This is a genomic window from Spirosoma flavum (assembly GCF_042686045.1).
In the GTDB taxonomy this organism is placed as follows: Bacteria; Bacteroidota; Bacteroidia; order Cytophagales; family Spirosomataceae; genus Spirosoma; species Spirosoma flavum.
Genome location: NZ_JBHUOM010000007.1, coordinates 80,533 through 105,737, shown reverse-complemented (window position 1 = coordinate 105,737; position 25,205 = coordinate 80,533). Strand labels below are relative to the sequence as shown.

Annotated in this window: 28 protein-coding genes; 11 read left to right on the top strand and 17 right to left on the bottom strand. The window is 47.5% G+C overall.

What is annotated here, in order from left to right; all coding sequences use genetic code 11:
• Positions 1 to 60 precede the first annotated feature (60 nt).
• The 4 genes from ACFS25_RS13905 to ACFS25_RS13890 form a co-directional block, all read right to left on the bottom strand.
• Positions 61 to 978 (bottom strand): SDR family oxidoreductase, encoded by a 918-nt coding sequence (locus tag ACFS25_RS13905; protein ID WP_381501751.1) that lies wholly within the window; start codon positions 976 to 978, stop codon positions 61 to 63.
• Between the two features lie 64 nt (positions 979 to 1,042).
• Positions 1,043 to 1,522 (bottom strand): YybH family protein, encoded by a 480-nt coding sequence (locus ACFS25_RS13900; protein WP_381501747.1) that lies wholly within the window; start codon positions 1,520 to 1,522, stop codon positions 1,043 to 1,045.
• Positions 1,523 to 1,855: 333 nt separating this feature from the next.
• Positions 1,856 to 2,584 carry a LytR/AlgR family response regulator transcription factor gene (locus ACFS25_RS13895; protein WP_381501744.1) on the bottom strand — a complete coding sequence of 243 codons (729 nt, stop codon included), beginning with the start codon at positions 2,582 to 2,584 and terminating at the stop codon, positions 1,856 to 1,858.
• Between the two features lie 16 nt (positions 2,585 to 2,600).
• Positions 2,601 to 3,731 (bottom strand): sensor histidine kinase, encoded by a 1,131-nt coding sequence (locus ACFS25_RS13890; protein ID WP_381501741.1) that lies wholly within the window; start codon positions 3,729 to 3,731, stop codon positions 2,601 to 2,603.
• Between the two features lie 277 nt (positions 3,732 to 4,008).
• Between ACFS25_RS13890 and ACFS25_RS13885 the strand changes: the two genes are divergently transcribed.
• The 3 genes from ACFS25_RS13885 to ACFS25_RS13875 all read left to right on the top strand — a co-directional run bounded on the left by ACFS25_RS13885 (position 4,009) and on the right by ACFS25_RS13875 (position 8,931).
• Positions 4,009 to 6,471, top strand: a complete 2,463-nt coding sequence (locus ACFS25_RS13885) for an outer membrane beta-barrel protein (RefSeq protein ID WP_381501738.1) — start codon at positions 4,009 to 4,011, stop codon at positions 6,469 to 6,471.
• Positions 6,472 to 6,865: 394 nt separating this feature from the next.
• A complete protein-coding gene (locus ACFS25_RS13880) occupies positions 6,866 to 6,973 on the top strand; it encodes a winged helix-turn-helix domain-containing protein (protein ID WP_381501735.1) in 108 nt (35 codons plus the stop codon).
• Between the two features lie 788 nt (positions 6,974 to 7,761).
• Positions 7,762 to 8,931, top strand: a complete 1,170-nt coding sequence (locus ACFS25_RS13875) for a glycosyltransferase family 4 protein (RefSeq protein ID WP_381501732.1) — start codon at positions 7,762 to 7,764, stop codon at positions 8,929 to 8,931.
• Between the two features lie 339 nt (positions 8,932 to 9,270).
• Here ACFS25_RS13875 and ACFS25_RS13870 read toward each other — a convergent pair whose 3' ends face one another.
• Positions 9,271 to 10,446 (bottom strand): DmpA family aminopeptidase, encoded by a 1,176-nt coding sequence (locus ACFS25_RS13870; RefSeq protein ID WP_381501729.1) that lies wholly within the window; start codon positions 10,444 to 10,446, stop codon positions 9,271 to 9,273.
• A gap of 857 nt (positions 10,447 to 11,303) precedes the next feature.
• On the opposite strand from ACFS25_RS13870, the gene ACFS25_RS13865 reads away from it, so the two are divergent.
• From ACFS25_RS13865 to ACFS25_RS13845, 5 genes are all read left to right on the top strand, one after another.
• A complete protein-coding gene (locus ACFS25_RS13865; RefSeq protein WP_381501726.1) occupies positions 11,304 to 11,561 on the top strand; it encodes a LytS family sensor histidine kinase in 258 nt (85 codons plus the stop codon).
• A 9-nt stretch (positions 11,562 to 11,570) separates the two neighbouring features.
• Complete coding sequence (locus ACFS25_RS13860; RefSeq protein ID WP_381501723.1) at positions 11,571 to 11,999, top strand: LytR/AlgR family response regulator transcription factor; 429 nt, start codon at positions 11,571 to 11,573, stop codon at positions 11,997 to 11,999.
• Between the two features lie 5 nt (positions 12,000 to 12,004).
• Positions 12,005 to 12,133 (top strand): hypothetical protein, encoded by a 129-nt coding sequence (locus ACFS25_RS13855; protein WP_381501916.1) that lies wholly within the window; start codon positions 12,005 to 12,007, stop codon positions 12,131 to 12,133.
• Positions 12,120 to 12,236, top strand: a complete 117-nt coding sequence (locus tag ACFS25_RS13850; RefSeq protein ID WP_381501720.1) for a hypothetical protein — start codon at positions 12,120 to 12,122, stop codon at positions 12,234 to 12,236. The genes ACFS25_RS13855 and ACFS25_RS13850 overlap by 14 nt, the downstream gene beginning before the upstream one ends.
• A 574-nt stretch (positions 12,237 to 12,810) precedes the next feature.
• Positions 12,811 to 13,830, top strand: coding sequence for an LLM class flavin-dependent oxidoreductase (locus tag ACFS25_RS13845; RefSeq protein ID WP_381501717.1), 1,020 nt, complete (start codon positions 12,811 to 12,813; stop codon positions 13,828 to 13,830).
• Positions 13,831 to 14,382: 552 nt separating this feature from the next.
• Here ACFS25_RS13845 and ACFS25_RS13840 read toward each other — a convergent pair.
• The 12 genes from ACFS25_RS13840 to ACFS25_RS13785 form a co-directional block, all read right to left on the bottom strand.
• A complete protein-coding gene (locus ACFS25_RS13840; protein ID WP_381501713.1) occupies positions 14,383 to 14,547 on the bottom strand; it encodes a hypothetical protein in 165 nt (54 codons plus the stop codon).
• A gap of 152 nt (positions 14,548 to 14,699) precedes the next feature.
• Positions 14,700 to 15,308, bottom strand: a complete 609-nt coding sequence (locus ACFS25_RS13835) for a hypothetical protein (RefSeq protein ID WP_381501710.1) — start codon at positions 15,306 to 15,308, stop codon at positions 14,700 to 14,702.
• 71 nt (positions 15,309 to 15,379) lie between these two features.
• Positions 15,380 to 16,477, bottom strand: coding sequence for a DKNYY domain-containing protein (locus tag ACFS25_RS13830; protein ID WP_381501707.1), 1,098 nt, complete (start codon positions 16,475 to 16,477; stop codon positions 15,380 to 15,382).
• A 27-nt stretch (positions 16,478 to 16,504) separates the two neighbouring features.
• Positions 16,505 to 16,768 (bottom strand): hypothetical protein, encoded by a 264-nt coding sequence (locus tag ACFS25_RS13825; protein WP_381501704.1) that lies wholly within the window; start codon positions 16,766 to 16,768, stop codon positions 16,505 to 16,507.
• 49 nt (positions 16,769 to 16,817) lie between these two features.
• Positions 16,818 to 17,060 (bottom strand): hypothetical protein, encoded by a 243-nt coding sequence (locus tag ACFS25_RS13820; protein ID WP_381501699.1) that lies wholly within the window; start codon positions 17,058 to 17,060, stop codon positions 16,818 to 16,820.
• Positions 17,057 to 17,380 (bottom strand): hypothetical protein, encoded by a 324-nt coding sequence (locus ACFS25_RS13815; RefSeq protein ID WP_381501696.1) that lies wholly within the window; start codon positions 17,378 to 17,380, stop codon positions 17,057 to 17,059. The genes ACFS25_RS13820 and ACFS25_RS13815 overlap by 4 nt, the downstream gene beginning before the upstream one ends.
• Positions 17,381 to 17,496: 116 nt before the next feature.
• On the bottom strand, positions 17,497 to 18,084 hold the full coding sequence (locus ACFS25_RS13810; protein WP_381501693.1) for a hypothetical protein: 588 nt from the start codon (positions 18,082 to 18,084) through the stop codon (positions 17,497 to 17,499).
• Between the two features lie 26 nt (positions 18,085 to 18,110).
• Complete coding sequence (locus ACFS25_RS13805; protein WP_381501690.1) at positions 18,111 to 18,356, bottom strand: hypothetical protein; 246 nt, start codon at positions 18,354 to 18,356, stop codon at positions 18,111 to 18,113.
• Positions 18,357 to 18,625: 269 nt separating this feature from the next.
• The gene (locus ACFS25_RS13800; RefSeq protein WP_381501687.1) at positions 18,626 to 19,060 is read right to left on the bottom strand and encodes a hypothetical protein; all 435 of its coding nucleotides are present in this window, start codon (positions 19,058 to 19,060) and stop codon (positions 18,626 to 18,628) included.
• Between the two features lie 90 nt (positions 19,061 to 19,150).
• Complete coding sequence (locus tag ACFS25_RS13795; RefSeq protein WP_381501684.1) at positions 19,151 to 19,531, bottom strand: DUF805 domain-containing protein; 381 nt, start codon at positions 19,529 to 19,531, stop codon at positions 19,151 to 19,153.
• Positions 19,532 to 19,685: 154 nt separating this feature from the next.
• Positions 19,686 to 20,084, bottom strand: a complete 399-nt coding sequence (gene yiaA / locus ACFS25_RS13790; protein WP_381501682.1) for an inner membrane protein YiaA — start codon at positions 20,082 to 20,084, stop codon at positions 19,686 to 19,688.
• Between the two features lie 334 nt (positions 20,085 to 20,418).
• A complete protein-coding gene (locus ACFS25_RS13785) occupies positions 20,419 to 23,385 on the bottom strand; it encodes a tetratricopeptide repeat protein (protein ID WP_381501678.1) in 2,967 nt (988 codons plus the stop codon).
• A 287-nt stretch (positions 23,386 to 23,672) separates the two neighbouring features.
• On the opposite strand from ACFS25_RS13785, the gene ACFS25_RS13780 reads away from it, so the two are divergent.
• The 3 genes from ACFS25_RS13780 to ACFS25_RS13770 all read left to right on the top strand — a co-directional run bounded on the left by ACFS25_RS13780 (position 23,673) and on the right by ACFS25_RS13770 (position 25,196).
• Complete coding sequence (locus ACFS25_RS13780) at positions 23,673 to 23,909, top strand: hypothetical protein (RefSeq protein WP_381501674.1); 237 nt, start codon at positions 23,673 to 23,675, stop codon at positions 23,907 to 23,909.
• A gap of 180 nt (positions 23,910 to 24,089) precedes the next feature.
• Positions 24,090 to 24,491, top strand: coding sequence for a hypothetical protein (locus tag ACFS25_RS13775; RefSeq protein ID WP_381501671.1), 402 nt, complete (start codon positions 24,090 to 24,092; stop codon positions 24,489 to 24,491).
• 15 nt (positions 24,492 to 24,506) lie between these two features.
• Positions 24,507 to 25,196 (top strand): Rossmann-fold NAD(P)-binding domain-containing protein, encoded by a 690-nt coding sequence (locus ACFS25_RS13770; RefSeq protein WP_381501668.1) that lies wholly within the window; start codon positions 24,507 to 24,509, stop codon positions 25,194 to 25,196.
• Positions 25,197 to 25,205: the final 9 nt, after the last annotated feature.

The window sequence follows — 25,205 nt, the reverse complement described above, 5'->3', positions numbered from 1 at the left end:
AAATACCTGTCGGTTAAATTTTGCCAAACCATTCGTAACAGATAGACGGTGCGTTCCGGTTCAGGAAAATGCCGACGCGTAATCATGCGCGAAGGTTGTAAATGAACGTGGGGGCCGACCCGTAGCCTCGTTAACGCCCGGTTCAACGGCTGCGGCTTCGTTACGGCTGTAATGCGCGTAATCTTCAATCAGACCGTCGGCCTGCCAGTCTGGAAAGCCAATTTTAGCTAATTCACTGCGCATAATCGTCGCCGGTATATCGACGAAGGTGACCGAATGACCCAAGACGGTGGACAGTTCGTCGGCGACCTGCGCATGGGTAATGGCTTCGGGGCCAGTGAGCGTGTAAATCTTATCGACGTGACCCGGCTCGGTTAGGGCTGTGGTCGCTGCGGCAGCAATATCGCGCACATCAACCAGGCTGATTTTAGCATCGCCGATGGCGGCAAAAAACTTACCCTGCTGGGCAATTGAATCCCGAAAAGTTAGCAGCCCCTGCATAAACAGATTGGGACGCAGAAACGTAAACGCCATACCTGATTCACGAATAGCTTGCTCCACTACGGCATGGTAGCGCAGAAACCGGACCGGTGAGGTTGGATTAGCCGCCAACTGGGAGAGTTTGACAATATGTTGCACCCCCGCCTGCTTGGCCTGGTCGACAAAGTGAAGCTGCTGCGCTTCGGCCTGTTCGGAAGAAGGGGTCAGCAGAAAAGCCCGCCTAATTCCCCGCAGGGCTTGACCCAGTGCATCCGGATCGTTGAAATCACCTGCCACAACCTCCACCCCTGCCAGCGCAGTCAGTTCCGGCACTTTTTTAGGATCGCGCACCATGGCCCGGAAATGAACACCCTGTTGGATTAATAGCTTGGTGACTTCACTGCCAACATTGCCGGTAGCTCCGGTAATGAGAATCGTTGGCGCAGCGTCAACCGTATCGGGTACGGGTTGAGCGGTGGAATTGGCTGTTGATTGCATGGCTTATATTGAATATGAAAGGTGTGTTTAATCTAAATATCTTTTTGCTGTATTGACTCAGTGATTAATCTGTTTTAGGAGGGGCTTCTTGTGCAATTTCCCGCAACGTCAACCAACCGGTCGGACTGCTTTTATCCTGAATATAAATTACCATCGCCCGTCCGCGACCAATAGTAGATTTACCGCCCGTTCTCGGCGTCGTTTTAATGGAAAAAATGACCGTCTGTATAGCAATCTCCCCGATGAAAGTAGTGTTTTCGACGGTGTTTTCGATAAATTCTACTTTTGACTGCTGAAACCAATCTCTGGCTCCTTTTTCAACGGCAGCTCTACCGACAATTACATTTTTCCCACCGAAATACTTGATAACCTGGGGACTATGCAGTTGGCCTATCAAGGCTGCGTCTCCCTGCCCAAAAGCATTCCGAATAGCCGCTGTCGCTTTTTCAAGTGATTGCTTTAGGGCAGTCGAGTTAGTCATAGCCTGTGAATAGCCATGGGTTGAAAAAAAGACCAGGATTGTTAGCTGAATTAATACTTTCATCGCATGAGTGATTAACAGGTTGACCAACCAGTAAGCATGTAAGGTGTTTATTGTGAACAGCCCTCATCAGGCAGATAGTACGATTAATTCCTAATCGAATAGGGTACTTAGAGGTCGATTAGATTTTGATTGCTTTATCAAAGGAAGGCGGGATTAGTAAATGAAGACTGATGAATTGATCAACGATTGCACAAATTTGATGAAATGCAACAATTGGGTAAACTAGCCTTCCAGAGTGAGACTTTTTTAAAGAACACCGCTGATTCTTTCGCGTCTTCTATACCCGTGAAAAGTTACGGCTACAAAAGTTAGTTGAAACAGAACTCATCATTCTCACTTTTTCCACACTTTATCCGTCAATACGTTATTCATTACCTGATCACGATAGTTTCGGCTGATTGGAATACGATGGGATTGAATTAGGATATCATTGCCGTCAATACCGTCTATTTTGCGGCTTGAGACCATGTAGGATTTGTGCACCCGAATGAAGGAATAACTCATTAAATTCTGTTCTAAATCCTTCATATTCAGTAAGGTTACGTACTTCCCTTTGTCGGTGAAAATGGTTACGTAATTTTGCATTCCTTCAATAAACAGGATCGTCTCAAAATAGAGTTTCTCGTACTTATTGCCACATTTGATAAAGACGTAATCCGGCCATGATTCCACTTTTTGGTGGGCTGGTGAAGTCGATTGAGAAACGAGCCGATGATACTCCTTAGCTTTGGTTGCCGACTTGAAAAACCGCTCAAACGTAATTGGTTTTAACAGATAGTCCAGCACGTTCAGTTGAAAGCCTTCCAGAGCAAAACTGGGATAAGCCGTCGTAATAATTACCATAGGTGGACTCTTCACGATTTTCAGAAAGTCGATCCCACTCATTTTGGGCATCTGGATATCCAGGAAGATCAAATCCGTTGGCTGCTGGTCCAGTACGTTAATCAGCTCGAGCGGATGCTCACAAGTGCCGATCAAGTGTAAAAAATCAACCTCTCTTACATAGCTGGCTAAGCCTTCCCGGGCTAGTGGCTCATCGTCGACGATAACACAGTTGATCATACGCATAGATTGGTGGTCAAGCCAGTTGAAGGGCTGGTGTTGAAACGAGAGTAGCGAGTTGCAGCACCAGCTTTACGGCAAACTGGTCAACATCATGTTGTGAAATCAACTCAAATTGTTCCGGGTACAGTAAATCCAGCCGTCGCTGCACATTCTTCAGGCCAATGCCTCCGTAATTAGTTACTGGGGTGGCTGTTTCGGGAGCGCTGCTATTAGCGACAAAAAAGGTTAGATGATGGCCATCTACTGTCAGGTTGATGGTAATCCAGTTGGACTGGTCGCCGTGTCGGGATACATGCTTAAACGCATTTTCAACGAACGTTAACAGGATAAACGGCGCTATCCCCAAATGCTCCGAATGGAGTGGCTCACTATCAAAAACAACCGTCATATTCTTGTTCTGGCGGAGCTTTTCGAGCTCAATAAAGTTTTTCAAATAGGCAATCTCCTTACCCAGCGGAATCGGCTGGTCATTGCATTCATAGAGCTGATACCGCAATAATTCAGAGAATTTTGCCAACGAATCGGACGCCATATCCGGGTTTTTATGGATTAGGAAAAAGATGGAATTGATTGTATTAAACAGGAAATGCGGATTGAATTGATTTTTAAGAAATGTCAATTCGGTGGCCAATTGCTCTTTTTCAAGCAGTTGTTGCCGTTGCTGGGCCTGAACCCAGTTTCGGGTTAGCTTGATGCTCATGGCTAGGGTCATGCTGGCTACGGTTGAGGGTAAGGCACTTCCCAAAAAGCGATAAAAGCAATCGGCTTCTGAGCCTCCTCCAAAGAGCTCGGCAAGCGGCCTGGCTGATACAAAGGAGCTGAAATAATATCCGCTAACAATGCAAAGTGTAGCACCCATCACGGTTAAGAGCAAGTACGTACCGTAGAGGACAAACCGATTTTTTTCCAGATACTGAGGAATCAGAAAATAAAGATTGAAATAGACCGCCAGCGCCTGAAAAATAACGTAGAAACTGAACTTAATCGTAAAGGGTAAAATCAGTAAGGAGCTGAAGGCTTTCACTGGATTCCCCATCGCCACGACCCACCACAGGTAATGGTAGATTAACCAGAATGGCAAGTGGTAGAGTTTGTAATGAAAAAACCAGTGTTGCTTGACTTGATTCGAAGGCTCAGTACGCATGCTCGATCAACGTGGTTCGTTCGGATAACGACATCCTTATCTCGAAGGTACATGGATTGACTCGATATCGATTCACATAATCCACGAACGACCCAAACCAATTGACCACTGAACATCCTGAACGGACGAGAGGTTACAGGCCTTTATTGATCGGTTCATTTTTTTGTTTCAGGACATTTTTAAGCACTTCGTCAAGTAGTTCCTGTAAGTAGTCATTTGGCTTTTCTTGCTGTTGCCAGCCTTTATTTCTTCGCCGGTGAAATCACTCAAAGTCATCATGAAGCGCTTCGTTGTTTACCTGCTCCTGTTCATTAGTTACCAGCCGGCCTTTAGTCAACTATCCGGCCATTTGCGTACCTCCGCCGGGCAACCCATCCCCTTCGCCAATGTACTGGTTGTACAAAGCGTTGATTCGTTACTGGTCAAAGCGACGTTAACCGATGAGACCGGACGGTATCAACTGGCTATTCCGGATACAGGCACTTATATCTTACGGCTGAGTAGCCTCGGTTACCAAAGCTGGCGTTCACCCGCATTTGAACTGACGCCTGCGGAACCCCGCAAAGAATTCGGCGAGCAGATTCTACGAGAGGACACACAACAATTAGGAGAAGTAGTGATTCGGGCACAGAAGCCCCTCTACCAACAGACCTCCGAAGGGACAGTGGTCAATGTCGAGAGTAGTGTTTTGTCGAAAGGGAGTTCGGTCTTACAGGTGCTGGAAAGGTCTCCTGGCGTCGCTATTGACTATCGAAACAACACAATCACTTTGAATGGGAAAAGCGGGATAACCGTCCTGCTCAATGGCAAGCTCATGCGCATGTCAGTGGAGCAGATCGTTGCCTTATTAAATGGCCTGAGCGCCAATGAGGTAGAAAAAATAGAATTGCTAGCCACGCCTGGCGCTCGTTATGATGCAGAGGGCAGCGCCGGTGTGATTAATATCGTGCTGAAGACATCAACTAAACCCGGCACCAATGGCACATATTCACTCACGGGGGGGTATGGCGTCGGGGAGAAAGGGGCGGGCAGCGTTTCTCTGGCGCACAACCTGAAAATGGTCAACCTATATGGCTCTTATTCCTTTTCGCATGACCGTGGTTATTCTTTTCTGGATGGGAACAGTATCCAAACGATGCCGCTACTGGGTGGCCTGTTGAGCATTCTCTTTTCGAATCAGGCCCACCCGGTGCAAACGAATCACAATGCTCGGATAGGCATTGATGCCCGCTTGAACGCCAAAACAACGGTTGGCGGCAGCCTTCTTTACGCGAATTTATCAACGGCTTCCACGACGCTTAATGACCGGGAGTTTACTATTAAGCCGGATTCGGTATTGTTCTTCAGCAGTACCATAAACGGAACCAATCGTTGGAAAAACCTGCTCGCTTCTACGTACCTGGAAAAACAGGTGGGGAAACTAGGAAAGCTAACGGCTACTCTGGACTACCTTCACTACACCAATGATAGTCCTACCGAAGCTCAAAACGTATTGTCAACCAAAGATGGGGCCGAAGTCGGCACGGGTTCAGTCCTTTTTGCTCCGCGTCAACGGGGGACGGCCCAGACCACCATCCAGGTTGGGGTGGCTAAACTAGAGTACACCCGCCCGCTCAGTAAGAACGTGACGCTCGAGATGGGAGGCAAAGAGGTTTATACTTCCGATGCCAGCCTTTCAGACCTGATGAGTTTGGTTAATGGGATTTGGATCAGCCGGTCCACTACCTCAAATGCCATTAAAATGCAAGAGCACATCAGTGCTGCCTATGCCTCCATCCAGGCCCAATTTACCCCCCGGACAACCTTGACGGTCGGGGCTCGATACGAATACTCTCGTACCCATATGGTGGAGTCAACCACTCAAGCCACTTTAGTCGATCGCCGACTTAGCCAACTTTTTCCGAGTGTGTTGGTTTCCCGAAAAGTTGAGAATGATGCCGAACTGCAACTAGCCTATACCAAACGCATTAGCCGACCATCTTACAATGAACTGGCTTCGTTTGTGACCTACAATGATCCTGTTTCTGTTTTATCGGGAAACCCCCTTTTAAGACCTACCCTCACCAATACACTAAAGTTGGGCTATTCATATCGTAGTTATGCTTTATCCGTTTTGTTAAGTCGCGATGATTACCCCATTAACCGCTATCAGCTGACCGAAAGTCCGACGGGCGATTTTATGTATATATCGCCCCAGAATGGCCTTTATCAGACTAATCTTACCTTTCAGGCTACCGTCCCCGTTAACGTAACCAACGGGTGGAGTATGAATTACGGCTTTGTTGGCGGCTGGAGACACTATCAGGAAAACTTCAGTAAACAGCCGCTCGAAAATTCCTACTTCGGTTATTCGCTCAATTTTAGTCAATCCGTTAAGCTCCCTAAAAACATGGATCTAGAGTTGTCGGGCTGGTACAATGCGGCTTCCTACGACGGCACGATAAAAACCGATGGCTTCGGCACGCTGAACCTTGGCTTAAAAAAAGTACTAAAAAAGAATAAGGGGATTATTCAATTAGCGGTGACCGACCTGTTGCGAACGATTCAATATAGTAATCGGTATGGTACGCTTACTCAGGAATCGTTTTCTGGGGAAAGTCAGTCTACCTTTCACCCCGAATCCCAGCGCGCATCTATCGCCAAGCTTACCTATTTTCGATCGTTCGGTAGCACCAAATCAACTCAAGCACGAAAATCAGACGATGGCTCCTCCGATGAACGGATTCGAGTCCGCAACTAGGCCATAGTTCATGACAGAAAACAATGCATGAACTGCATTCTGATCAAGTTGACTAAGTACTGTGTTGTACCAGAGCCTGATGGTAGGCTATCGATTGAGCCACGGCAGTGGATAGCGACTCAACCGAAAAAAATGACCAATCAACTTTAGGAACCTAGCCTTTTGAGAGACTGGTCGGTTGTTTCATTTAAGCCGAGCGACGGTTTAACGGTATTTGGCTTGGCAAGTTTTGACCTGTTACAGATTCTAGAGGTCAATTTTTTGAACAGCGTTTGATTGTGTTTTATCGATAAATTTAGACGCCTTATTGACCCGTAAGTAAGTTTGTTATGTAGGTTGCTTTTGTTGGAATGGCAAGCTACAAACTATCGGATTACAAAGCTCTCAGACGGCGTTGGCTGCCGGAGCAGTAATCAAAAAGTTATTTGGCGTCAGTTATGACCCTTCTCAAGTAGGCCGTATTTTGACGAGATTAAGTTGGAGCCGACAGAAACCACAGTGAAAAGCCAGCCAACAAGACCCTCAGATTGTTGCTCAATGGCGAGAAGAGCGTTTACCGCATCGGAGGTCCGACTGAATTCAAAAAAAGCGAAGGATGAGACTCGGATCATATTGTACGTGGATGAGTCGGCGTGTTATTTGTTACCCTTATTAGCTCACACTTGTGCACCTTGTGGGTAGACCCCGGTACCAGTTGAGCAGGAGGGACGCGTTCATTTAACCGGTCCGCCTTGATTGTCGCTATTGCTCCTAACGGCCGCATCTATTTAGCGGGGCAAGATCAGTCGTTTACCAGTGAGGACATCGTGCGGTTTCTTACCAACTGTGTGAGCATTATCGGAAACGGAATAGGCTAATTATCTGGCCCAGTCGCCGGTGCGAATGGAGCAGCCATCCACCGCAGTGAAATGGTAAAAGCGTTTTTGAAAAACCGTCCAGGCCGGATTCATCTGGAACGTCAACCGGCCCATAGGCCACCGGGCTGCCCGTGCGGTTTTTACAAGTCTGGAAGACCTTATGGTAGCAGTTATCGATTAAGTAAAGTGCCTGGAGAAAGACCCAAAATTAGTGCAGGCTTTCTTCAACAAAAAAGGGGTAGCCTTCATTACGGACTAATGCACAGATCAATAAGTTGCTTAAATCAGCAGTATGGGTGAAGTGACGAAAAATGTACTTTTCCACCAAGCTACCCACCTTTAAACGAAAGCCTTAGAGAATAAGAGTTTATAGGGATTAACCAGAATGCCCTGGTACTCAACGAGTCCGGTTTCTTGCTAAATAAATGCCACCATGAACGTTTTAATCGCTACCTACTTAGTCGCATCCTCCCCCTCAGGCGTAGTGACCTACTATCAAAAACTAGCTACGGATTTGGCTAAGGCGGGTGTTGGTGTTCAAACCGTTGATGCATCCCATACACCTCTTGTCTGGCGCAAATGCCTGGGACTACTGAAACGCATCATGCGGCCGCTAGGGGGCATTGCTCAGGTAGCCTACGACGAGTTTGCTTATTTCACGGGCGTGTATCTGGCTGTTCGTAAACTGCGCCACACCAACCTGGACCTGATCCATGCCCAGGATGCCCGTTCGGGGGTAGCAGCCTGGCTGGCTCTTGGCAAGCATGTGCCCGTCATCCTGAGTTGCCACTTTAATGACGATCCAGTAACGGAACTAGCTCTTAGCTTTTCCTTAAAGCCCTGGGCAACCGCCCGCCTGTCAAGCTGGTATCGGTATCTATTTTCAACCATCAAGAATTATATATTTAGCTCTGAGTATGCCTACACCAAATCCAAACACCTCCTGCCCACTAGCTTTAGCAAGCATATTCTTTACAACACGGTTAGCCTACAAGCCACCAAGGCCCCGGTGACGCGAAGGCCCTCCGACCTGTTTCGCATTAGCAATGTGGGGTACATCGACGAACGAAAAAACCAACAATTACTTCTTCAGCTTGGGCACGAACTCTGCCAGCGGGGGCATGTTGATTTTATAATCTGGCTCATCGGTGATGGCCCGCTGCGGTCAGTGTATGAGCAATTAGCTAGCACGCTCGGTCTAACCAAACAGGTACACTTTTATGGGCAGCAGGCAACCCCCTGGCAGTTAGTAGCCCAGTCAGACCTGTATGTTCACACCGCACTTAACGATAATTGTCCATTCGCCATTTTGGAAGCATTTGCCGTGCAAACGCCAGTACTGGCCCTGGCTGTGGGCGGGATTCCCGAAATGCTGCCCGTTGGGTCAGGCCTGCTACCGGATGCTGAGCTTAGCCGCCTGACCGATGAAGTAATTCGCTGTTTCAACCCGTTACGTCGTGCCCAGTTGACAGAAGCCCAATCAAAGTTTGCCAATCAGCGGTTCAATCATCAGACCAATCTGGAGAAGTTGCTTACCTTTTACCGGCAAGCAGTGGTATCACCTTCGTTTGATACAATTCTCCAGGTCCCGGCAGCATCCTGATGACCAGCTCTTGAGCGCCTTCAGGTAACCAAATGATTGCCAAGTTCTGAGGATACTTGGTTGCTGTAAGACGGGATATCTTTTCATACTAGTTAACATTGTCGTAAAGCAGTCGTATGCTACGGATAACATTACCAAATTCGCTACTTATTTAGCAATCGATAAAATCTACTAAAGCTTATTAGCAGCTTCTTTATGAAAATTCCTCATCATGCCGTCTTAAGTGAGGCTCTTTCTTCTTTAGTCCCCTTATTGAATTGTGTTTTTTATCGCTGATTATCGGAACCACTAGGTACAGCTATGACAGCCGTATTCAAGAGTCTATAAAAGGAGGACCGGCTAAGGTTTCGTAGCCAGTCGGTTATACTGCTTCAGGAGTTTGCGAACCGCTTCGTGAGGAAGCCCATACGCCTTATTGCCATTGATGCCTTCCATGGTCTGGGCCGCTACCATCGCATTCAAAATAGCTTCTTCAACCGCCTGAACGGTGGCCTCGAATAGAGGGTTAATCCGATCGTTGGCTAACGTCACAAGCGAGGTTAACCGATTTCGTTGAAAGGCGCCCGGATTTGCCGTGGAAAACGCCAGAAAAATATCACCGGAGCCGTTTTCTCCCCGGCCACCCACCATACCGATTCCTAAAGGAACCCTAGCCGCGATGCGCTTTAATTGATGGGGTAACAAAGGTGCATCCGTGGCGACGACGACAATAATCGAGCCATCGCCCGGCTGGTAGGAAGGCGGTGCTTTAAAGTCGTTATTCAGGGTGTCTTTCAAGGCTACACCCACGGGTACCCCCGCTATGGTCAGATTCTTTTTGGCGCCAAAGTTTGACTGAACCAACACCCCGACCGTGTAGGTCGAATCACCCACCTTGACGATCCGGGAAGCAGTGCCGGTGCCGCCTTTGAAGCCCAGACACATCATACCGGTGCCTCCCCCAACATTACCCTCTTTGATTAAACCGCTCGCGGCTCCGTCGAGGGCGTCAAAAGCGTGACTTTCCTTGACGTGAAACCCGTAGATGTCATTTAAAAAACCGTCGTACGTTTCAGCCACGACGGGATAGGTGTACCAGAAATCTTCTTTATGCCAGCCTGTTTTTACGTACCATTTCAATACCGCATCGCGGACCACGCCCACACTATTCGTGTTGGTAATCATGATGGGGCCCTCCAGAAAACCGGATTCGGTGACCCAGGTCGTGCCGGTCATTTCGCCATTTCCGTTCAGCGTGTACCAGTTGGCAAACACCGGATTATTGGTTCTCCCCCTGGGCAGAATGGCGGTGACGCCGGTCCGGACGGGTCCTTTGCCGCGTATATTTTTCCCCTGCCCGGCAATGATAGTACTGTACCCCACCTGGACACCTTTTACGTCGGTGATAGCATTAAATTTCCCCGGCTCTCCGATGAAAGGAATACCTAAGTCACGGGCCCGAGCAGCCGGTTGGGCTTGGGTGTTTGATGCCCACAGGAGGAAAATGAGAAGGGATGCGGTTTGATTAAGTTTCATACGTAATTGCTTAGTTAGCGTAATTGATTGGCTGATTGACTTCCGGCTTGGATTCGATAAAAACCCTAAAGTAGTAAAGAGTATCTTCGCTAAAGATGCGGTAACTTACGTGACAGACTTTGTCCCTTTGATCAGCCGCTGAAGCGATTGGGAAAGCCATTAATGCCTACAATACGGTCCCTCCTTACGCGTCGTTGAACCACCTGACCGCAACGGAGGCCCGGACCCCACCAAAGATACCAGCGAAAGCGGAAACCCAAGCTTCGAGGGGTTGCCGTTGCGATGCTACCCGTATGAAAAAGTTAGGTAGGGCAATGTACAATGTGAGGGTCTATTTTGCTGATTTTACTATCTGTCCAATGGTCCCGGTACTGCACCGCTAAGCGCGGTTTCCCCGCTCCGGCCGGTACGCCGGAGCGAGACCGTGCCGGGACCAGCGACTGAACCGGCCAGTCATAAGCATACGGTCCCTGACTAACCCGTTCCTCAGCTTTTTGCAGAACGCTTACATAACTTCTTAGCCGCTTTGATAATCTGTTCTTCAGGGGCTCTCATAACTATAAAATCACCGGCTCCCAGCAGCGAAAAGGCCAACAGCCGGCTTTCCAATCATCACTGACATACAGGGGGCATTCTCCCACCCATACCGCTCCTGTAACGGGGTCGTATAATATTTTGCGGTATATGTTATATCAGCCGAAAACGGGGAAAGTACCGCTCCAAAAAGATCGAACATCTGAATGATTATATTGCGTCACAACAGCTTCGCTTGCCGAATCCCAGCAGCGTTCGATTGACGGTACTGGGCGCTGTCGATCGGGTGGTTGTTGAGCCGCTATTTATTACTGATCCCGTTGGTGGAAAATACGTTCAAATATGGCCTGCATGCGCACTTGGCTTCTCTGATCCAGTTTACACTCCATAGTTCACCCAACAACCTCTATTTCGAGAGCCGGAATTATATCTTTAGGGAGAGCAGGGATTCAGATGAAGAGTCAGGGATTGGCCTTGCCAATGTTCGCCAGCAACTGGCCTTATATTATCCAGACCAGCACGGGTTAACGACGGTTGAAGTAACGGGAGAGTTTATCGTCACCTTAAAAATACAGGTATAGCCCTAGCCAATGAAAGCGATAAAACTCCGTTGCCTGGCCATCGACGATGAACCCCTGGCGCTTGACCTTCTGGCCGACGACTTGTCACGCATTGCCTATCTGGAGGTTGTGAACACGTATTTATCTGCACTGGATGTGCAGGACTATTTAACGACTCATTCCGCCGATTTGCTCTTTTTGGATATCCGGATGCCTACGCTATCCAGTACGCAGTTTCTGCGCGGGTTGGAAAATCCGCCCCTGGTTATTTTTACGACGGCCTATGAACAGTCTGCCATTGAGGGTTTTGAGTTAAATGTCATCGACTATTTACTGAAACCCATCGCTTTTACACGACTCCAAAAGGCCGCCGAGAGAGCCTTGAACTACCATCGATTACGAAAAAATAGCCAGTCTGACGATACGTTTTTTTTGTCTATTCGGAATACCAGCGGTTGAAAATCATGGAGAAGGAGATTGTGTACATCGAAGGGTTAAAGGATTATGTGAAAAATTTTCTGGTCAATACCGCCAAACCGATTTTAACCCGGCAGAACCTAAAAAAAAATAGAGTCCCAATTGAGTACCGGTAAATTCTGCCGGGTCCATCAGTCTTACATTATCGCCTTGGAAAAAATCAGCTCAACCCAAAAAAAATCTCTAACGATCGGTTCGCTCATAATTAATATTGGCTAGCTCTACGCAGAGGGATTCCGGGAAAAATACCTGTTTGCAGACAAGAATCTATATGGGAGAGCGGCCAATATAGGGTGCATTTGCCGAAGCGGTGCGACTCCCATTTCACGTATTTCTGTCAGTTATGTTGTTCGCCAAATCCCAGAACTTCACGGATTTTCTATTTAAAAACCTATGTTCTCATAGATCGATTATGCGAGCCGTGGCGAATCGTCAAGGCGACCTGTGCCGTACGATTCGGAAGAACTACCCTTCGTTTAAATAACTCTATATACTATTCTGTAGCATACGGCCATTAATGTAGCTACTTTAATTGTACATGTTTAGATTAAGAGCTACCTTGTTAGCTTAACCTAATCAGCGATGCCAGTCGATTTGCTCACTATATTAATTGATGATAATCCTGCGATTCTAAAGGTGTTGAGTCGTGCTGCCTAAAGGTGATTAGGCATAATCGATAGTTGTAACTAATCTTGGGTAAATCTAAAATTCGTCACGCACGGCACTTAGCCGTCGTTCAGCTGCCAGGCTTGCGGAGCAGACCTGGCCTAGTGCATAAAATCAATAAACGACAATGGAAATAGGTATTGACAGTTTTGCTTCGGCCCTCTATGGAAGCCATTCCTTGAGCAGCGTGGACGCCATGGAGCAACTGCTCGACCGAATTAGTTTGGCTGATCAGGTGGGCCTGCACGTCTTCGGTATTGGCGAGCATCATAAAAAGGAATTTTTGGATTCAGCAACGGCGGTGATTCTGGCCGCAGCCGCCAGTCGGACAACACGCATTCGGCTGACCAGTGCTGTCAGCGTACTGAGCACCGCCGATCCAGTGCGGGTATATCAGAATTTCGCCACCCTGGACCTGATTTCTAAAGGGCGGGCAGAACTCGTCGTTGGACGAGGCTCGTCGGTAGAGGCCTATCCGCTGTTCGGATTTAGTCTGAACGACTACGATGCGCTGTTTGAGGAGAAACTGAACTTGTTACTAAAAATCCGGGACAATGAGTTTGTTAGCTGGTCGGGCCGGTTCCGTCCTGCCATCCAGAATCTGCCGGTGTATCCCCGAGCCGTACAACCTAAACTACCGGTTTGGCTCGGTGTGGGGGGCACACCCGAATCGTTTAGCCGGGCGGGGCAGTTGGGCCTGCCGCTGATGGTGGCCATTATTGGCGGCCACACTGCCCGCTTTCGGCCCCTGGTTGATTTATACCGGGAGGCTGGTCGAAAAGCCGGGTTTACGCCTGATCAGTTGAGCGTAGGGATACACTCACCGGGGTACGTCTCCCACTCCATGGAACAGGCCATTGCCGACTATTACCCTGGCTACGCGGAGTTATGGACGAAACTGGGCCGTGAACGTGGCTGGCCACCCGTTACCAGGGCTCAATTCGATTCACTGGTCTCACCGATGGGTGTCCTGGTGGTGGGCGGCCCAGAGCAGGTAGCTGAAAAACTGCTTCGGCACAGTGAGGCCCTTGGTGGCGTTGACCGGTTTACCTTTCAAATGGACAACGCGGGCTTAACGCATACTCAGCTAATGGCCTCGATTAAATTGATCGGTCAGGAAGTTATTCCCCGCATTAACGCCCGCTAAAACGCCTGGCGGTGAAAACGGGGTTACATCTGAAACGCTGACTAAAAAAAGAGTACACAGAACTGGGCACCCTTTTTTTCTCTTCCACCATCTAAAACCTGCAATTAATATAGGACTGGCTTATACGAGTCGGGGCTACTTTGTGGACTGAAGAAGCAGGTATTGTACCAAGTGATCGGGCTTTGGCTAGAGTTTATCCCGATTGTTTGAACTCAATTGGGCCGGGCCGCTGGACGGTCATAAAGCTAAGTGCCTGGTGAGGCCGTTGCTGCGGGAGACCGTCCTCACGCTAATCAAGTTGTGAAGGTGTTACGCCTTGCTGTCTATCCCTCACCGAAGTGATTTCAGGCAAACGATCGGGCTGCCGGAGCAGTCGCACCGATTCAGAAGATCTACCCATAACTGATTAGGGGTTCAAATCAGGGTGATTGGTTAATCAGGGTAGACAAAAGTTATAGTTTAGACGTATTTTGTAGCATCTGATGCATAGACAGACCAGCAAATATAACGGCGAATAAGCCATGTGTATCGTTGTCGTAGAACGGACGATTACTATAATACGTAACGTCTTCCGAACACATCGTGCCCATGCAAATTCGGTGGACGGTTCCCGTCGGGTTCTATTTCAGTTTTGAGAGCATCCCAGCCTTTTTGCGCAATTGATTTACAGGTTTTGGCCTTCAGCCAGCTGTATTTCACCCCACGCGCAATGGCCATGGTGAAAATAGCCGTCCCTGATACTTCTTTCTGAAAATCAGGCTGTTTATGACTCTAAAAGTTGAAGCAGTTCAATTAGCATTCGTTATCAATAAGATAGGCTACTTTAGTTTCATTACCTAATCCCTTATCGTCGGAAATATGGTTCTGTCTTAGTGCATAACGTTTATTTCTGGCATTGACAGCTTGGCCACTTCATTAACTAACATCGCCTTATCAGATTTTAACTTTAGTAGGAAAGGCGTAACCTCGTTGCCGTATTTCCTGACGCTAACCGCGAACAAAAGAATGCCACGTTGCCCGGATTTAGCCTTGACCTGTTTAAATCGAAAAATATCCCGTTCAATCAAATTGGTCTGCACATCAGTAGCATTCGTTCCGATTAGACAGTCGATAATTTTCTCGCCTGTAGCCGGATTACTAATCACTTCGTAGTTAACGATTGGATTCGTTCTTTTCAGGTTCTCCAATTCGCGAACTTTGGTCTCTACGGCCTGATCTACCGTTGATCCTGTCACCGCAAAATCGACGGTGACCATTGACTTATAGTTGGGGAAGTTGTCGCCAACGGCCAAGTACTCCTGTTTGTAAAGCGACGCATCGGGATGCGCTGACCAGGCTAACTGATAGGCATTTTTTTGAACAGAAATCGGTCCTTGAATTTCCATAAAGTTAATGACAGTCTTCCCCATCTGTCCATAAATTTGACCCGGCAGCGACAGCAGCGCAAGTAGAGCGATGAATAATGGATTCTTTCGCATGGTGTTGTTTTGTGAATTAATTGGTGAGCAGATCCACTTTACCCGTTTGGGAATTACGCTGGTTATGGTTGTTATTCCTCTAGTTTAACACGTTGGCCCTCGGCGTAGAAATGCGCTTTATCGGCAGCATCCCGATCCGCTTCGTTGCTAACCATAGCAAACGAAACCGGGTCTGCTCCGCGCAGTACTTTGCCTTCGTAATAGACCCGTTTGGCATCTTTTGCATAGCCATATTCCAGCATATGGAACGAGGCTAAATCAGCATCCTTTATTGGATTCGCTTTGTAGAACACGGTTTTATTATCCCGTGCATACTGGTCGGACAAGATCGAGAAAGTAGGTTTGTCTGCGGCTGTAATCAGTAGGTTTTGAAAATAAACGTGGGTACTGTCGTGGGCATAATCCGTGTATACTTCATCCCATTGTTTAAAAGATGATGAATTGGCCGCTGTCAATACATTGTCTTTATAGAAAGCATGAATGGTGTCAGTTGCGTAATACAAACCAACAACGGTGAAGGAGCCAGGCTTGGCTTCCTTAATCACGCGGACACCGGGCGGTTCGGTGCTGTCCAGATTGTTCCAGGAGTAATAAACGGCTTTGTCATCTCTTGAAAAATTTCTACTTACTACGTCAAACGAGTTACCGTCACTACCAGGAATTGGCTTGAGATAGAAATAGCCAACGTTCTTATCCTTGCCAAACATGTAGTCAAGCGGCTTGAACGTAGCCACATCGTTTACCGCAAAACCTGTCTCTTTGTAATAAGCGCGAAACTTGTCTTTAGCATAGTCGTAGTCAATGACTTGGAACGAGCTGGCATCGGCCCCATAAACCCGGCTGATTTTATCCTTTCGGCTTGTCTCAAATAGCTTGAAGTCGATGTAATTATCACAGTAAAAAACGGTGGCGTTATCTTTCGCGTAGTGTTCGTCGAGCGCCGTAAAACCCATGCCATTTGATCCGGTAAGCGTGATTCCCCGATAATAACCTACGGCTTTATCATTGGCAAACACGGCGTTTAATTCCTGAAATGAATCGTGATCTGCCGAACGCATCAGGTAGTCTTTATAATAGACCAAACCATTTTTTGTCTGGTAACCAGACTTTTTACAGGATAGGAGAATACCCAGCCCCAAAATGGAGAGTAAAATGTGAAGAAGTTTCATGATGGAAATGGAATCGTACTTGAATCTTTAATTGGTGAAAAAGTAGTAGAGCAGAAGTAGTAGTAAGACCTCAATAAGTAAAACCACGATTTTTGTCCACGCGTAAGGCAGCCAATTCAAACCGATCAAAACAATGAGGAGAAAGACAGCCACTCCTTTGATAAGTGACCCAACTCCCGACATTTCATGACCAGTCCCACTGCCCTGCTGGGGAAGAATCCACAACACACCTGCTGCGTAAGTACTAATGAGTGCCCAATTGATAGTGGCAATAATTTTTAGGAGGAACATGGGAGTGTACTGGCCTTTATCTCAGGCCAGATGAATGTGCGAGAAAAAATTAGTCGGAATCAAACTTGTCAAAACAGTTTTGGAACCTTCCTTTAGCCAGTTCCTGATCGAAGTGTTCACCAACTGCTTTAAGTAGCCCAGTGTCAGTACTGGATAGGGTTAGAGTTTTATCTGCTTTGTTGACATACAGGGTGTGTTTAGCATCGTACACGGTAAAGTCCGTAATAATCTGGTTACTCGTCTCCTCCGTTTTGAGGTCACATACGGGATAGAGTTGCCCGATACACGTCATAAAAGGGGCAATGATGCTGGCCAATACGGGTCGCAGTTGGTACTGCACCGGTTGACCAGTTGCCTGATCCAGCCTCCACCGGCCCGTCCAGTAGGGAAGGCAACCAGCTTTTGCACATCCAGCACGGTCCGCGTATTGATCAGCAGGTAGCGACCGCCCGACAAAAACCGCGATGATTTAGAATCATCAACGAGGTGAACCTGATGTTGGGCTCCTGGCTGGCCATGCTCACTATCGAGCCATTGGTAGTTACCGTTATTATTATCCTGTTCGTCAAGCAGTTTTACCGTTGCCTGTCCGTCGTCAGTAATTAAATACATACTGAAACTACCACCCAATACGGCTGGTTAAGGCGCATCTTTCAGAAACAAAGCCTGCCAGAAGTAAGCCGGTTTGCCAATGCCAGAGTGAGTTGGTAAGGCTAGATTGTAGCGAATCACTCCTGGCCAATGTTCAGGATTTCGTTAATAACCAAATGGTTGCTTTGCCGCACTAATCGGAATTCATACGCGCCTAAAAGTGTCAGCGCCACCGTAGCCTGATTCCTGACAATTGTCACTTTATTGATCTTCATTGATTTCAGCGAGGCTAACTGCTTCTCAACATCCTGACTTTGGAGCACCAGATCAAACTCAAACCCATCGGGCGGCCCCTCATCCTGCGGGTTCAGTCGGAAGCTTTTGTTATGTTCCTTAAAATATATTCGCCATTGGTTGAGATACGTATCCGAGAGGAGGTGGCTGCTTTTGAGATACGCTAAGTAGTACTCCCCATTTTTCAGATTAACCGAGTAGGGTTTCCCGACCGGCTGATTAATCAACGGCCTGCGGTTGATGGCCTGCATATGGGTTTTATACCAGCTCAGAAAAGCAAGGACTACCTGGCCCGCCTGTAGAGAATCCGCTATGGGTACGCTCGTTCTTATGGAGACGTCCGAAGTCGCGAACATAACCTTCCGTTGACTGGTCAGCGCACCGGGTGTAAGCAAGGTGACCCAGATTATGAAGCTATAGAAAAGTCTCATGGATGAACAGCTATAGAAGCGTTTTTTTATGCACCTATAGCAGACGACGTATCCGGGTTGGGCGTATGCTCCTGTACTGATTTCTTATTAAGTCGTTTCTGGTACTCCACCCATTGGGTTCCGAATATGGCAACGAGCAGCCCGAACGCTTCTCCAATCAATTTGTGATTACGCCCGCTCCCGATAAGTAGTATATCCGGTCTGAAATAGATAGCAATGGCCAGCAGTCCACACAGGATCGTAGCGGTTTGGCATACAAGTAGTTTTTTCATGATGAATGCTCAAGAAAGATGAGAAAGGGACTATTGATTGCTTGGTGCAACATCAGGTTAAATCATTTCTGTGCCGCTTGACGATACAAATGTAAATTCTGTAGTGACCATCTTTCAAAAGTTTCACTATGAGTGGCCGTAATTTGCCGGTTAAATTGTCATCAATCAGGAATAAACCATTTTCGACCGACTCATCAATATTGGCTATCTTGAGCTATACGAAGCTATCTGCTCAGATGGTGTACGGTTGAAGCACAAACAGGTCGTGATTATTGTCGGACGAGGTACTTTTCCTGCAGATTCAGAACTCGTTGTATATCGCACCCGAACACGAAGATTCTGCTTCGTCTATCGTGTAATCCACCATAGGGAATATCATCTTTCCAAAAGGCTATACCTCTGCGGTCAAGTTCATCTATCAATTCCTGCTCTACTGACTTGTCTTTTAAGAAGCCAACCAGGTGTCTATTGGCAGACCTGTCGGCTGTGATTGTCCTGAAAGCAAAATCAACGGCTTCTTTTTCTGTTTGAAAATAGCTTAGATTTTGACGCACTCCGCGTTCTGTGTAGTACCAAACAAATAAACGGTCTGCCGTGTCCAGGCCATATCCTTCGTGAATAATTCTACTGCCTATCCCGTAGCTGTCATTATAGCAATTGGCTGTCATCCATTCGTCAAGTTGCTTGATTGTCAGTAAGACCATTATAACTATCTGATTTTGAGGAAACTAAATCACACTCATCTATCAAGTGCTTGGCTAAATCACCTGTCTTCCGCCAAGCGAAACCAGGGATCAGGCTTTTAATTTAGGATCAGGTCCATATGGATTGCTCGCGTTGGTTCCTTCTGTGCAGGCTAGAATCAGGTTGTAAATCGGAATTAGCATGTACCAGCCGCTCTTGCCTACGTCATGCATTCGCCGGATGGCAACGGCAACCGTTGGGACCAGAATGGCCAGATTAACCAGAAGAAGCAGCCAGCTAAATAACACCGATCCATTGAAGAGCAACGCGTTTAAGAAAACTAAGCTCTGAGAAACGAGTGTATTAATTAAAACAAAGTACCAATACTCGCTGCGCCGGGCGCGTCCGCTATAGTCATTGTACTTTTTTAGTATGGTAACATAATTGTTCAATGGGGAATTGGTCGTAGCAGAATTGAGGGATGTGTTCATTGTTGTATTTGTTATTTGTTGTTTGAATTAGTTTGTTAGTATTTAATCAATTTGGAATTGCTGAGTGTGGTAAATTTCAGCGTTAACTGTTCGCTATTTTCTCAGGCTGCATGTCGAGTCAACAAAGTAAGTGGGTGGGCTAAGGTGATGACGATTATCCTTTATTAGGGAATGCCTGACAATCTCTGGTATTTTTCTGGACCGCGATGGCGCCGAATAAACCAAGCAAAAAGGCAAACGCATAAAACCCTTTTTCACTGGGCAACAGTGTCGCGTTCCATAAGCCAATTGTCAAAAGCGCAATAGATAAGATTGTTGATAACCAACTGATTCCATAGTACAGATCTGTGACAGGGAAACCCTCGATTCGGTCTCTCACGCTTTTTTGTACAGACACCACCGCGAAAATGCCAAACATAAGGACGGTGAAGTAGAACCCTTTTTCATTTAATAACATCTGGGATCGCCATAGTCCAATTAAATAACCGAACATACCGGCTCCAAGAGCAACCCAGGATGCGCCCACAAAGGCGGCTGATGTTTTCTGATTCATAGTAGAAGTTGTTTATGCCACAAAGTTGTCGTTCGCCAGGGCTGCTTTTCAAAGATTTCACTACGAATGGAGCCATCTGCCCATTGAATCGTAGGCCAAGGATTATGAGTTGCTTTGGGCCTTGTCGTTTATACGCAGGAAATCACTTGGATAACCAATCCAGGGAAAGCTCTTGGCCTTCCGGCCAGTGTCCTGTTTTAGGAATTTTGTTACCCAATAGGAAAGACGAACGAATCCATCAGTCTCAGTGGAGAATCGCGTGGTTCCCCACCGAGTCTGATGGATTCGTGGTATGACTAGCTTAACTTTTAATGGAGTATAGAACCGCCGGGCGTTAGACGGGAGAAGAGAGTCGGCTCTGGTATTCAGTTGGGAGCATACCAAATTGGTCCCGGAAACATTTTGCAAAATAAGAGAGGGAATTGAAACCCACTTCGTACGCAATTTCGGATATGGTGCCGGTTCGTGCGTCGAGGAGTTGGGCTGCCCGCTTCAAACGCATGAGCCGAATAAAATCTCCTGCGGCTAAACCAGTCAGGCAAACGAGTTTGCGGTGCAATTGCATCCGGCTCAATCCTGCTTCCTGTCCAAATTGCTCGGCACTAAAATCCGCCTTGCTTAAATTGTTCTCGACAATCTGGATGACCCGTACCAGAAACTTTTCGTCAGCTGACGTCACGGTGATGTCCTTCGGCTGGATACGGACTTCCCGACTGAATCGCTCGTGCAACTTCCGGCGGTTAGCAATCAGGTTTTGGCCTCGGGCTAGTAATTCTCTTGAATCGAACGGTTTGGTCAGGTAGTCATCGGCGCCGGTTTGCAGACCCGTCAGCCGCTTGTCTTGTGCTGAGAGAGCAGTCAGTAAAATAAATGGAATATGGCTGGTGCGTTCATCTGTTTTTATTCGATGACATAGTTCAATTCCGTCCATATCGGGCATCATCCAGTCGCTGATAATCAGGTCAGGCAAATGATCCTGGGCTGCGGTCAGGCCCAGAAGACCATTTTCACGTTCCAATACCCGGTACGTTGGTTGCATCAGATTTCGGATGAAGGTGCGCACATCATCATTGTCTTCGACGATCAGCAACAGTGGCCGTTCATCGTCACCCTGCACGATGGCTGATGAATCGGGAGTCGGGGGCGAAAAGTCGATGACTCTCGGAGAATGTTTAGGGGTCGGGAGACTGGCTGCTACCTGGTCCGATTCGGTTAGGGGGAGCAGAATGACGAATCGTGCGCCCGAACCCGGTTTACGCTCGATACGAATTGTGCCCTGGTGCAGGTCAACAATTTCCTTGACTAAAGACAAACCAACGCCTGTTCCTGGCTGTCGGTCAACGCGGGGTGCAACACCCTGATAAAACCGTTCGAATACCCGTTCGATCTGGTCCGGTGCGATCCCAACCCCGCTGTCATCAACGGTTAGCCGGACAAAAGCACTACCATCCACCTGGATTGATTCAGCCCCTACGTAAATTTCACCGCCATCGGGCGTGAATTTAAAGGCGTTGGACAGCAGATTTGTTAGTACTTTTTCTAACTGATTGGCATCATAGTTAACCAACAAGTCCTGAGGAGATAGTTTGACAGAGAGTTGAATGTTACGCTGAGCCGCCAGTGACGAAAACAGGGCGACGGAAACGTTCAGCAAGGGTTTTATGTCGTCGGTCTGTAGCTGTAATTCCAGTCGGCCAGATTCGATTTTCGATAAATCGAGCAATTGGTTAATCAGGTGTAACAAGCGTTCAGAATTGCGATACATGACCGTTACCTCGTCCCGACGAATGACCGTTTCGGTAGTTGAGGACAGTAGGTGGAGCTTTTCACTCAACGTACCAATGATGAGCGTTAGTGGAGTCCGAAATTCATGGGTGACATTAGTAAAAAAACGGGATTTAACTTCGTCCAATTCCTGAAGTTGCTGGGCTTGATTAGTCAGTACAGCGGCCTGATTTCCCAATAGATGCGTTTGGGCTTCCAGCTGCTGATTTTTGGCAGCAACGACCTTTCCCTGATCGAGTAACACCTGATTATTTCGAATTTTTAACCGTTGTCGGCTCACCACCAGTCCGGCAATAATCAGGGCCGCCAGTAAACCGGCACCTATCGTATTTCGCCACAACTGAGCCACCTGTTGATCTTTCTTTAGCAACTCAATTTCGGCCTGTTTCTTCTCAAATTGATAGCTGGCCTGTACTCCGGCGATCTTTTTGGCACTTTCTTCATTGAAGGCGGAATCTTTCAGGGCCACCCATTTCGACTGGAATTGGTACGCTTTAGCAAAGTCGCCTAGTTGAGCATGAGCCATCGCCAACCCCTTGTACACCCGTAGCCGACCGGCCTGTTGTTTAAGCTGTTCAGCCAAGGGAAGTCCTTTATTGAAAAACGCGAAACTTTCACCTGCCCGCCCGGTCTGCAATCGGATCTCGCCCAGAGAAAGTAAACTCGACACAAGGCCCGGTTTATAGCCTAACTCATTACTCGCTTTTAGTGCCTGCTGAACAGCGGCTTCGGCGCGGTCGTACTGGGCCATGCGGCAATACGTCTCGCTCAGATCGTTGTCGCAAATTACTAGACCCATCGGCTCATTTAGGGCCAGAAAGCGGCTGCGAGCCTGATTTAGGTAGGAAATGGCTTTGGGATTGTTCTTCTTAAGTTGGTAAATAACGCCGATATTAGCTAAGACACCGGCCTGGTTACGAACATCAACTCCGGCACTTTTCCGAAATGACTGCCAGTAGTAATACAGAGCCTGATCGTATTTTTCCTGGTACTTAAAAACGATGCCGATGTTATTATACGTCTTTGCCACAGAAGCCAGATCTCCCGCTTTTTCGCTCGCCCGCAGACTTTTAAAATAGTACGTTGTGGCTTGGGAAAAATCGCCTAATCCCCGCAGGTTCAAACCTATAGTGCTATATACAGAAGCTAGCCCATTCTGATCGTTCAGTGCCTCAAAGTAAGGTAGGGCGGTTTTCGCCAGCTGAACTGCGGGTAAATACTGTCCCTGTGACCACTGATAAATCCCCAAGCTAAGGTAACTACGCCCGATGCCACGTTGATAATCCAGCTTCTGAGCCAGTCGAAGTGCCTGTTCAGCATACTGTTTTGCTTTTTGTGGATTATTACTAAAATATAAACCGACTGCTTTATTCAACAGAATGACCCGATTCGTATCGGCACTGGTATGTTGCAGGAGATTTTCCAGGCTGTCGCGTTTGCTCTGTTGAGCCATTGCCGAACGGTGTCCGGTTAGTAAGTCAATCCCAAAAAACAATAGAAAAAGAAGTCGTTTCATAGAGAGGAAGCTTGCGAACTGGTAAGGTATCAGTAGTCGCGGTAAATACGTCAATGTACTTATGGAGCGGTCGTTGGAATACAGCTTCTTGGCTCAAAAACACGCCCTTTTCTGTAACAATGGCTACAGGATTTAGCGCGATAATGTCAACCGGATTAGCCAATGTGCAACTGATTTCTCGGTTATTTTAGTCCTTGTTACAACCGTGCTATAGAATGTTACAAGCCTGCTAACCCCTGCCTATTGCTTCTCCGTAGGTTTGCATCGTCCCTATCCCGACGATCAACATGGAAAAGCGAAACGTTTATAGACTGGCAACGATCCTGTGTGGCTTATTGGCGATTGCCATCAGCACTCGGGTTGATATGATTACCTGGCAGTGGCAGGATGACAAACCGATGGGAGCCGCCCTGGGATTGTTAAGCGCTGTTTTCGCCACCCAATGGTTCTACTACCAAAATCGGCAGGATGAGACTTCACTCCAAACTCGCTGGCAAGCCTGGTTACGTCGTCTGCTGTTGTAGCTGGTAGATGGCTTATTGCCTGTAGACTACGGCTGAACCCGCCAAAACCTGTCACTCGCACAGTAATTTTTGCTGGCGACATGCGGATATCATTCTTTTGTGTGAATCTGATGGGCACTACAGTCATCAACGTGTACTGTCGGCCAATCCGAGCGATTGTCACTATTCACAGTTAACCGCATGAGATTGTATTTTTTAACGGCCTTCTTCACCCTTATGCTAATGAGTAATTCGATAAGCTATGGCCAGTTTGCTCTCAAGAATTCTGAATGGTATGAGCAGTATACCAGCCAAGTATGGGACGCGTCTGATGTTAGTAATTTACTCGACATTTTTGAATACAAGTCTCATCAAAAAAAGGACATGACCAGTAAGCAACTGAGAATAGTATTCTCAAAATACAGTCCAGACGTGTTCGCGAAACTCAATAGGGAAAGCGATTCCCTATGCTGCCTGAAGCATGAGGAATATAGGGAGCTTTGGAACAAGTCGCATCCGAAAGTCGATCAGTCTTTTTGGGATATGTACTGCAAAGGTTTGATCATGCTAATGAAGGTTGATGGTACGCTAAACGATAAGTAAAACTCGCCATCATTCGTGGAACGCTTTTTAACCGCCTTCGTCTTGGGCCTTTGTACCGCTCCTTTAGCTTTTATACTGACCCTATTTTTCATCGATAGCATTAACCGGTCGGACCCAAGTCATAGCCCAACACTGTCGAACAGTCTCGTTTTGGGCTTGGGTTTAGCCGTTGGTAGCTTCGTATGCCTGGGTGGGCTGGCCTGGTTTTTAGCGGAACATGGCTATCTGCGACCTGTGCAGACGGTGACCGGGTTAATAGTGGCAGGATGGAGTATAGCCGGGGCTGTATTTGCCTGGAAGGAACCCCGCCATCTAGACTATACCAGACAGCAGGCTGTGATCGAGGCAGAAATCCGGATGGCAAAATCGCTGCTTAACAACCAACCGCTGCCCCAGGCCGTAATTCCGTCTTTTTTAGGTGGTGATTTCGACCACAGCGATGCCGAGCGTATTCGGGAAGAGGGTGATTTCCTGATTATGCCGTGGGAAACAAAGGTGACCGTTGTGTATAACTGGACTATCTGGCTAACCCTGCTCAACACCCAGCACCTGTACTTCCCCATGAACTTATCCTATCGTCCGACACAATCCACAGACTGGTCAGCTTGGGCGGCACCGTCTCCTCATAAAAACAGCACTACGCCCACCGGAATCACCCTTCGCTACCGATACCGGTTGGTGCCACAATCAGTTGAACGTCAATAGCGTTACTAT

Excerpts from the sequence above, each read along its gene's own strand:
- ACFS25_RS13815 (WP_381501696.1), bottom strand. The coding sequence starts at position 17,380 with ATGTATTTAATTACTGACGACGGACAGGCAACGGTAAAACTGCTTGAC.
- ACFS25_RS13895 (WP_381501744.1), bottom strand. The coding sequence starts at position 2,584 with ATGATCAACTGTGTTATCGTCGACGATGAGCCACTAGCCCGGGAAGGC.
- ACFS25_RS13800 (WP_381501687.1), bottom strand. The coding sequence starts at position 19,060 with ATGGTCTTACTGACAATCAAGCAACTTGACGAATGGATGACAGCCAAT.
- ACFS25_RS13885 (WP_381501738.1), top strand. The coding sequence starts at position 4,009 with ATGAAGCGCTTCGTTGTTTACCTGCTCCTGTTCATTAGTTACCAGCCG.
- ACFS25_RS13855 (WP_381501916.1), top strand. The coding sequence starts at position 12,005 with ATGGAGAAGGAGATTGTGTACATCGAAGGGTTAAAGGATTATGTGAAA.
- ACFS25_RS13900 (WP_381501747.1), bottom strand. The coding sequence starts at position 1,522 with ATGAAAGTATTAATTCAGCTAACAATCCTGGTCTTTTTTTCAACCCAT.
- ACFS25_RS13835 (WP_381501710.1), bottom strand. The coding sequence starts at position 15,308 with ATGCGAAAGAATCCATTATTCATCGCTCTACTTGCGCTGCTGTCGCTG.
- ACFS25_RS13825 (WP_381501704.1), bottom strand. The coding sequence starts at position 16,768 with ATGTTCCTCCTAAAAATTATTGCCACTATCAATTGGGCACTCATTAGT.
- ACFS25_RS13845 (WP_381501717.1), top strand. The coding sequence starts at position 12,811 with ATGGAAATAGGTATTGACAGTTTTGCTTCGGCCCTCTATGGAAGCCAT.
- ACFS25_RS13810 (WP_381501693.1), bottom strand. The coding sequence starts at position 18,084 with ATGAGACTTTTCTATAGCTTCATAATCTGGGTCACCTTGCTTACACCC.
- ACFS25_RS13860 (WP_381501723.1), top strand. The coding sequence starts at position 11,571 with ATGAAAGCGATAAAACTCCGTTGCCTGGCCATCGACGATGAACCCCTG.
- ACFS25_RS13805 (WP_381501690.1), bottom strand. The coding sequence starts at position 18,356 with ATGAAAAAACTACTTGTATGCCAAACCGCTACGATCCTGTGTGGACTG.
- ACFS25_RS13830 (WP_381501707.1), bottom strand. The coding sequence starts at position 16,477 with ATGAAACTTCTTCACATTTTACTCTCCATTTTGGGGCTGGGTATTCTC.
- ACFS25_RS13820 (WP_381501699.1), bottom strand. The coding sequence starts at position 17,060 with ATGACGTGTATCGGGCAACTCTATCCCGTATGTGACCTCAAAACGGAG.
- ACFS25_RS13890 (WP_381501741.1), bottom strand. The coding sequence starts at position 3,731 with ATGCGTACTGAGCCTTCGAATCAAGTCAAGCAACACTGGTTTTTTCAT.
- yiaA (WP_381501682.1), bottom strand. The coding sequence starts at position 20,084 with ATGAATCAGAAAACATCAGCCGCCTTTGTGGGCGCATCCTGGGTTGCT.
- ACFS25_RS13905 (WP_381501751.1), bottom strand. The coding sequence starts at position 978 with ATGCAATCAACAGCCAATTCCACCGCTCAACCCGTACCCGATACGGTT.
- ACFS25_RS13785 (WP_381501678.1), bottom strand. The coding sequence starts at position 23,385 with ATGAAACGACTTCTTTTTCTATTGTTTTTTGGGATTGACTTACTAACC.
- ACFS25_RS13775 (WP_381501671.1), top strand. The coding sequence starts at position 24,090 with ATGAGATTGTATTTTTTAACGGCCTTCTTCACCCTTATGCTAATGAGT.
- ACFS25_RS13870 (WP_381501729.1), bottom strand. The coding sequence starts at position 10,446 with ATGAAACTTAATCAAACCGCATCCCTTCTCATTTTCCTCCTGTGGGCA.
- ACFS25_RS13795 (WP_381501684.1), bottom strand. The coding sequence starts at position 19,531 with ATGAACACATCCCTCAATTCTGCTACGACCAATTCCCCATTGAACAAT.
- ACFS25_RS13840 (WP_381501713.1), bottom strand. The coding sequence starts at position 14,547 with ATGGCCATTGCGCGTGGGGTGAAATACAGCTGGCTGAAGGCCAAAACC.
- ACFS25_RS13875 (WP_381501732.1), top strand. The coding sequence starts at position 7,762 with ATGAACGTTTTAATCGCTACCTACTTAGTCGCATCCTCCCCCTCAGGC.
- ACFS25_RS13780 (WP_381501674.1), top strand. The coding sequence starts at position 23,673 with ATGGAAAAGCGAAACGTTTATAGACTGGCAACGATCCTGTGTGGCTTA.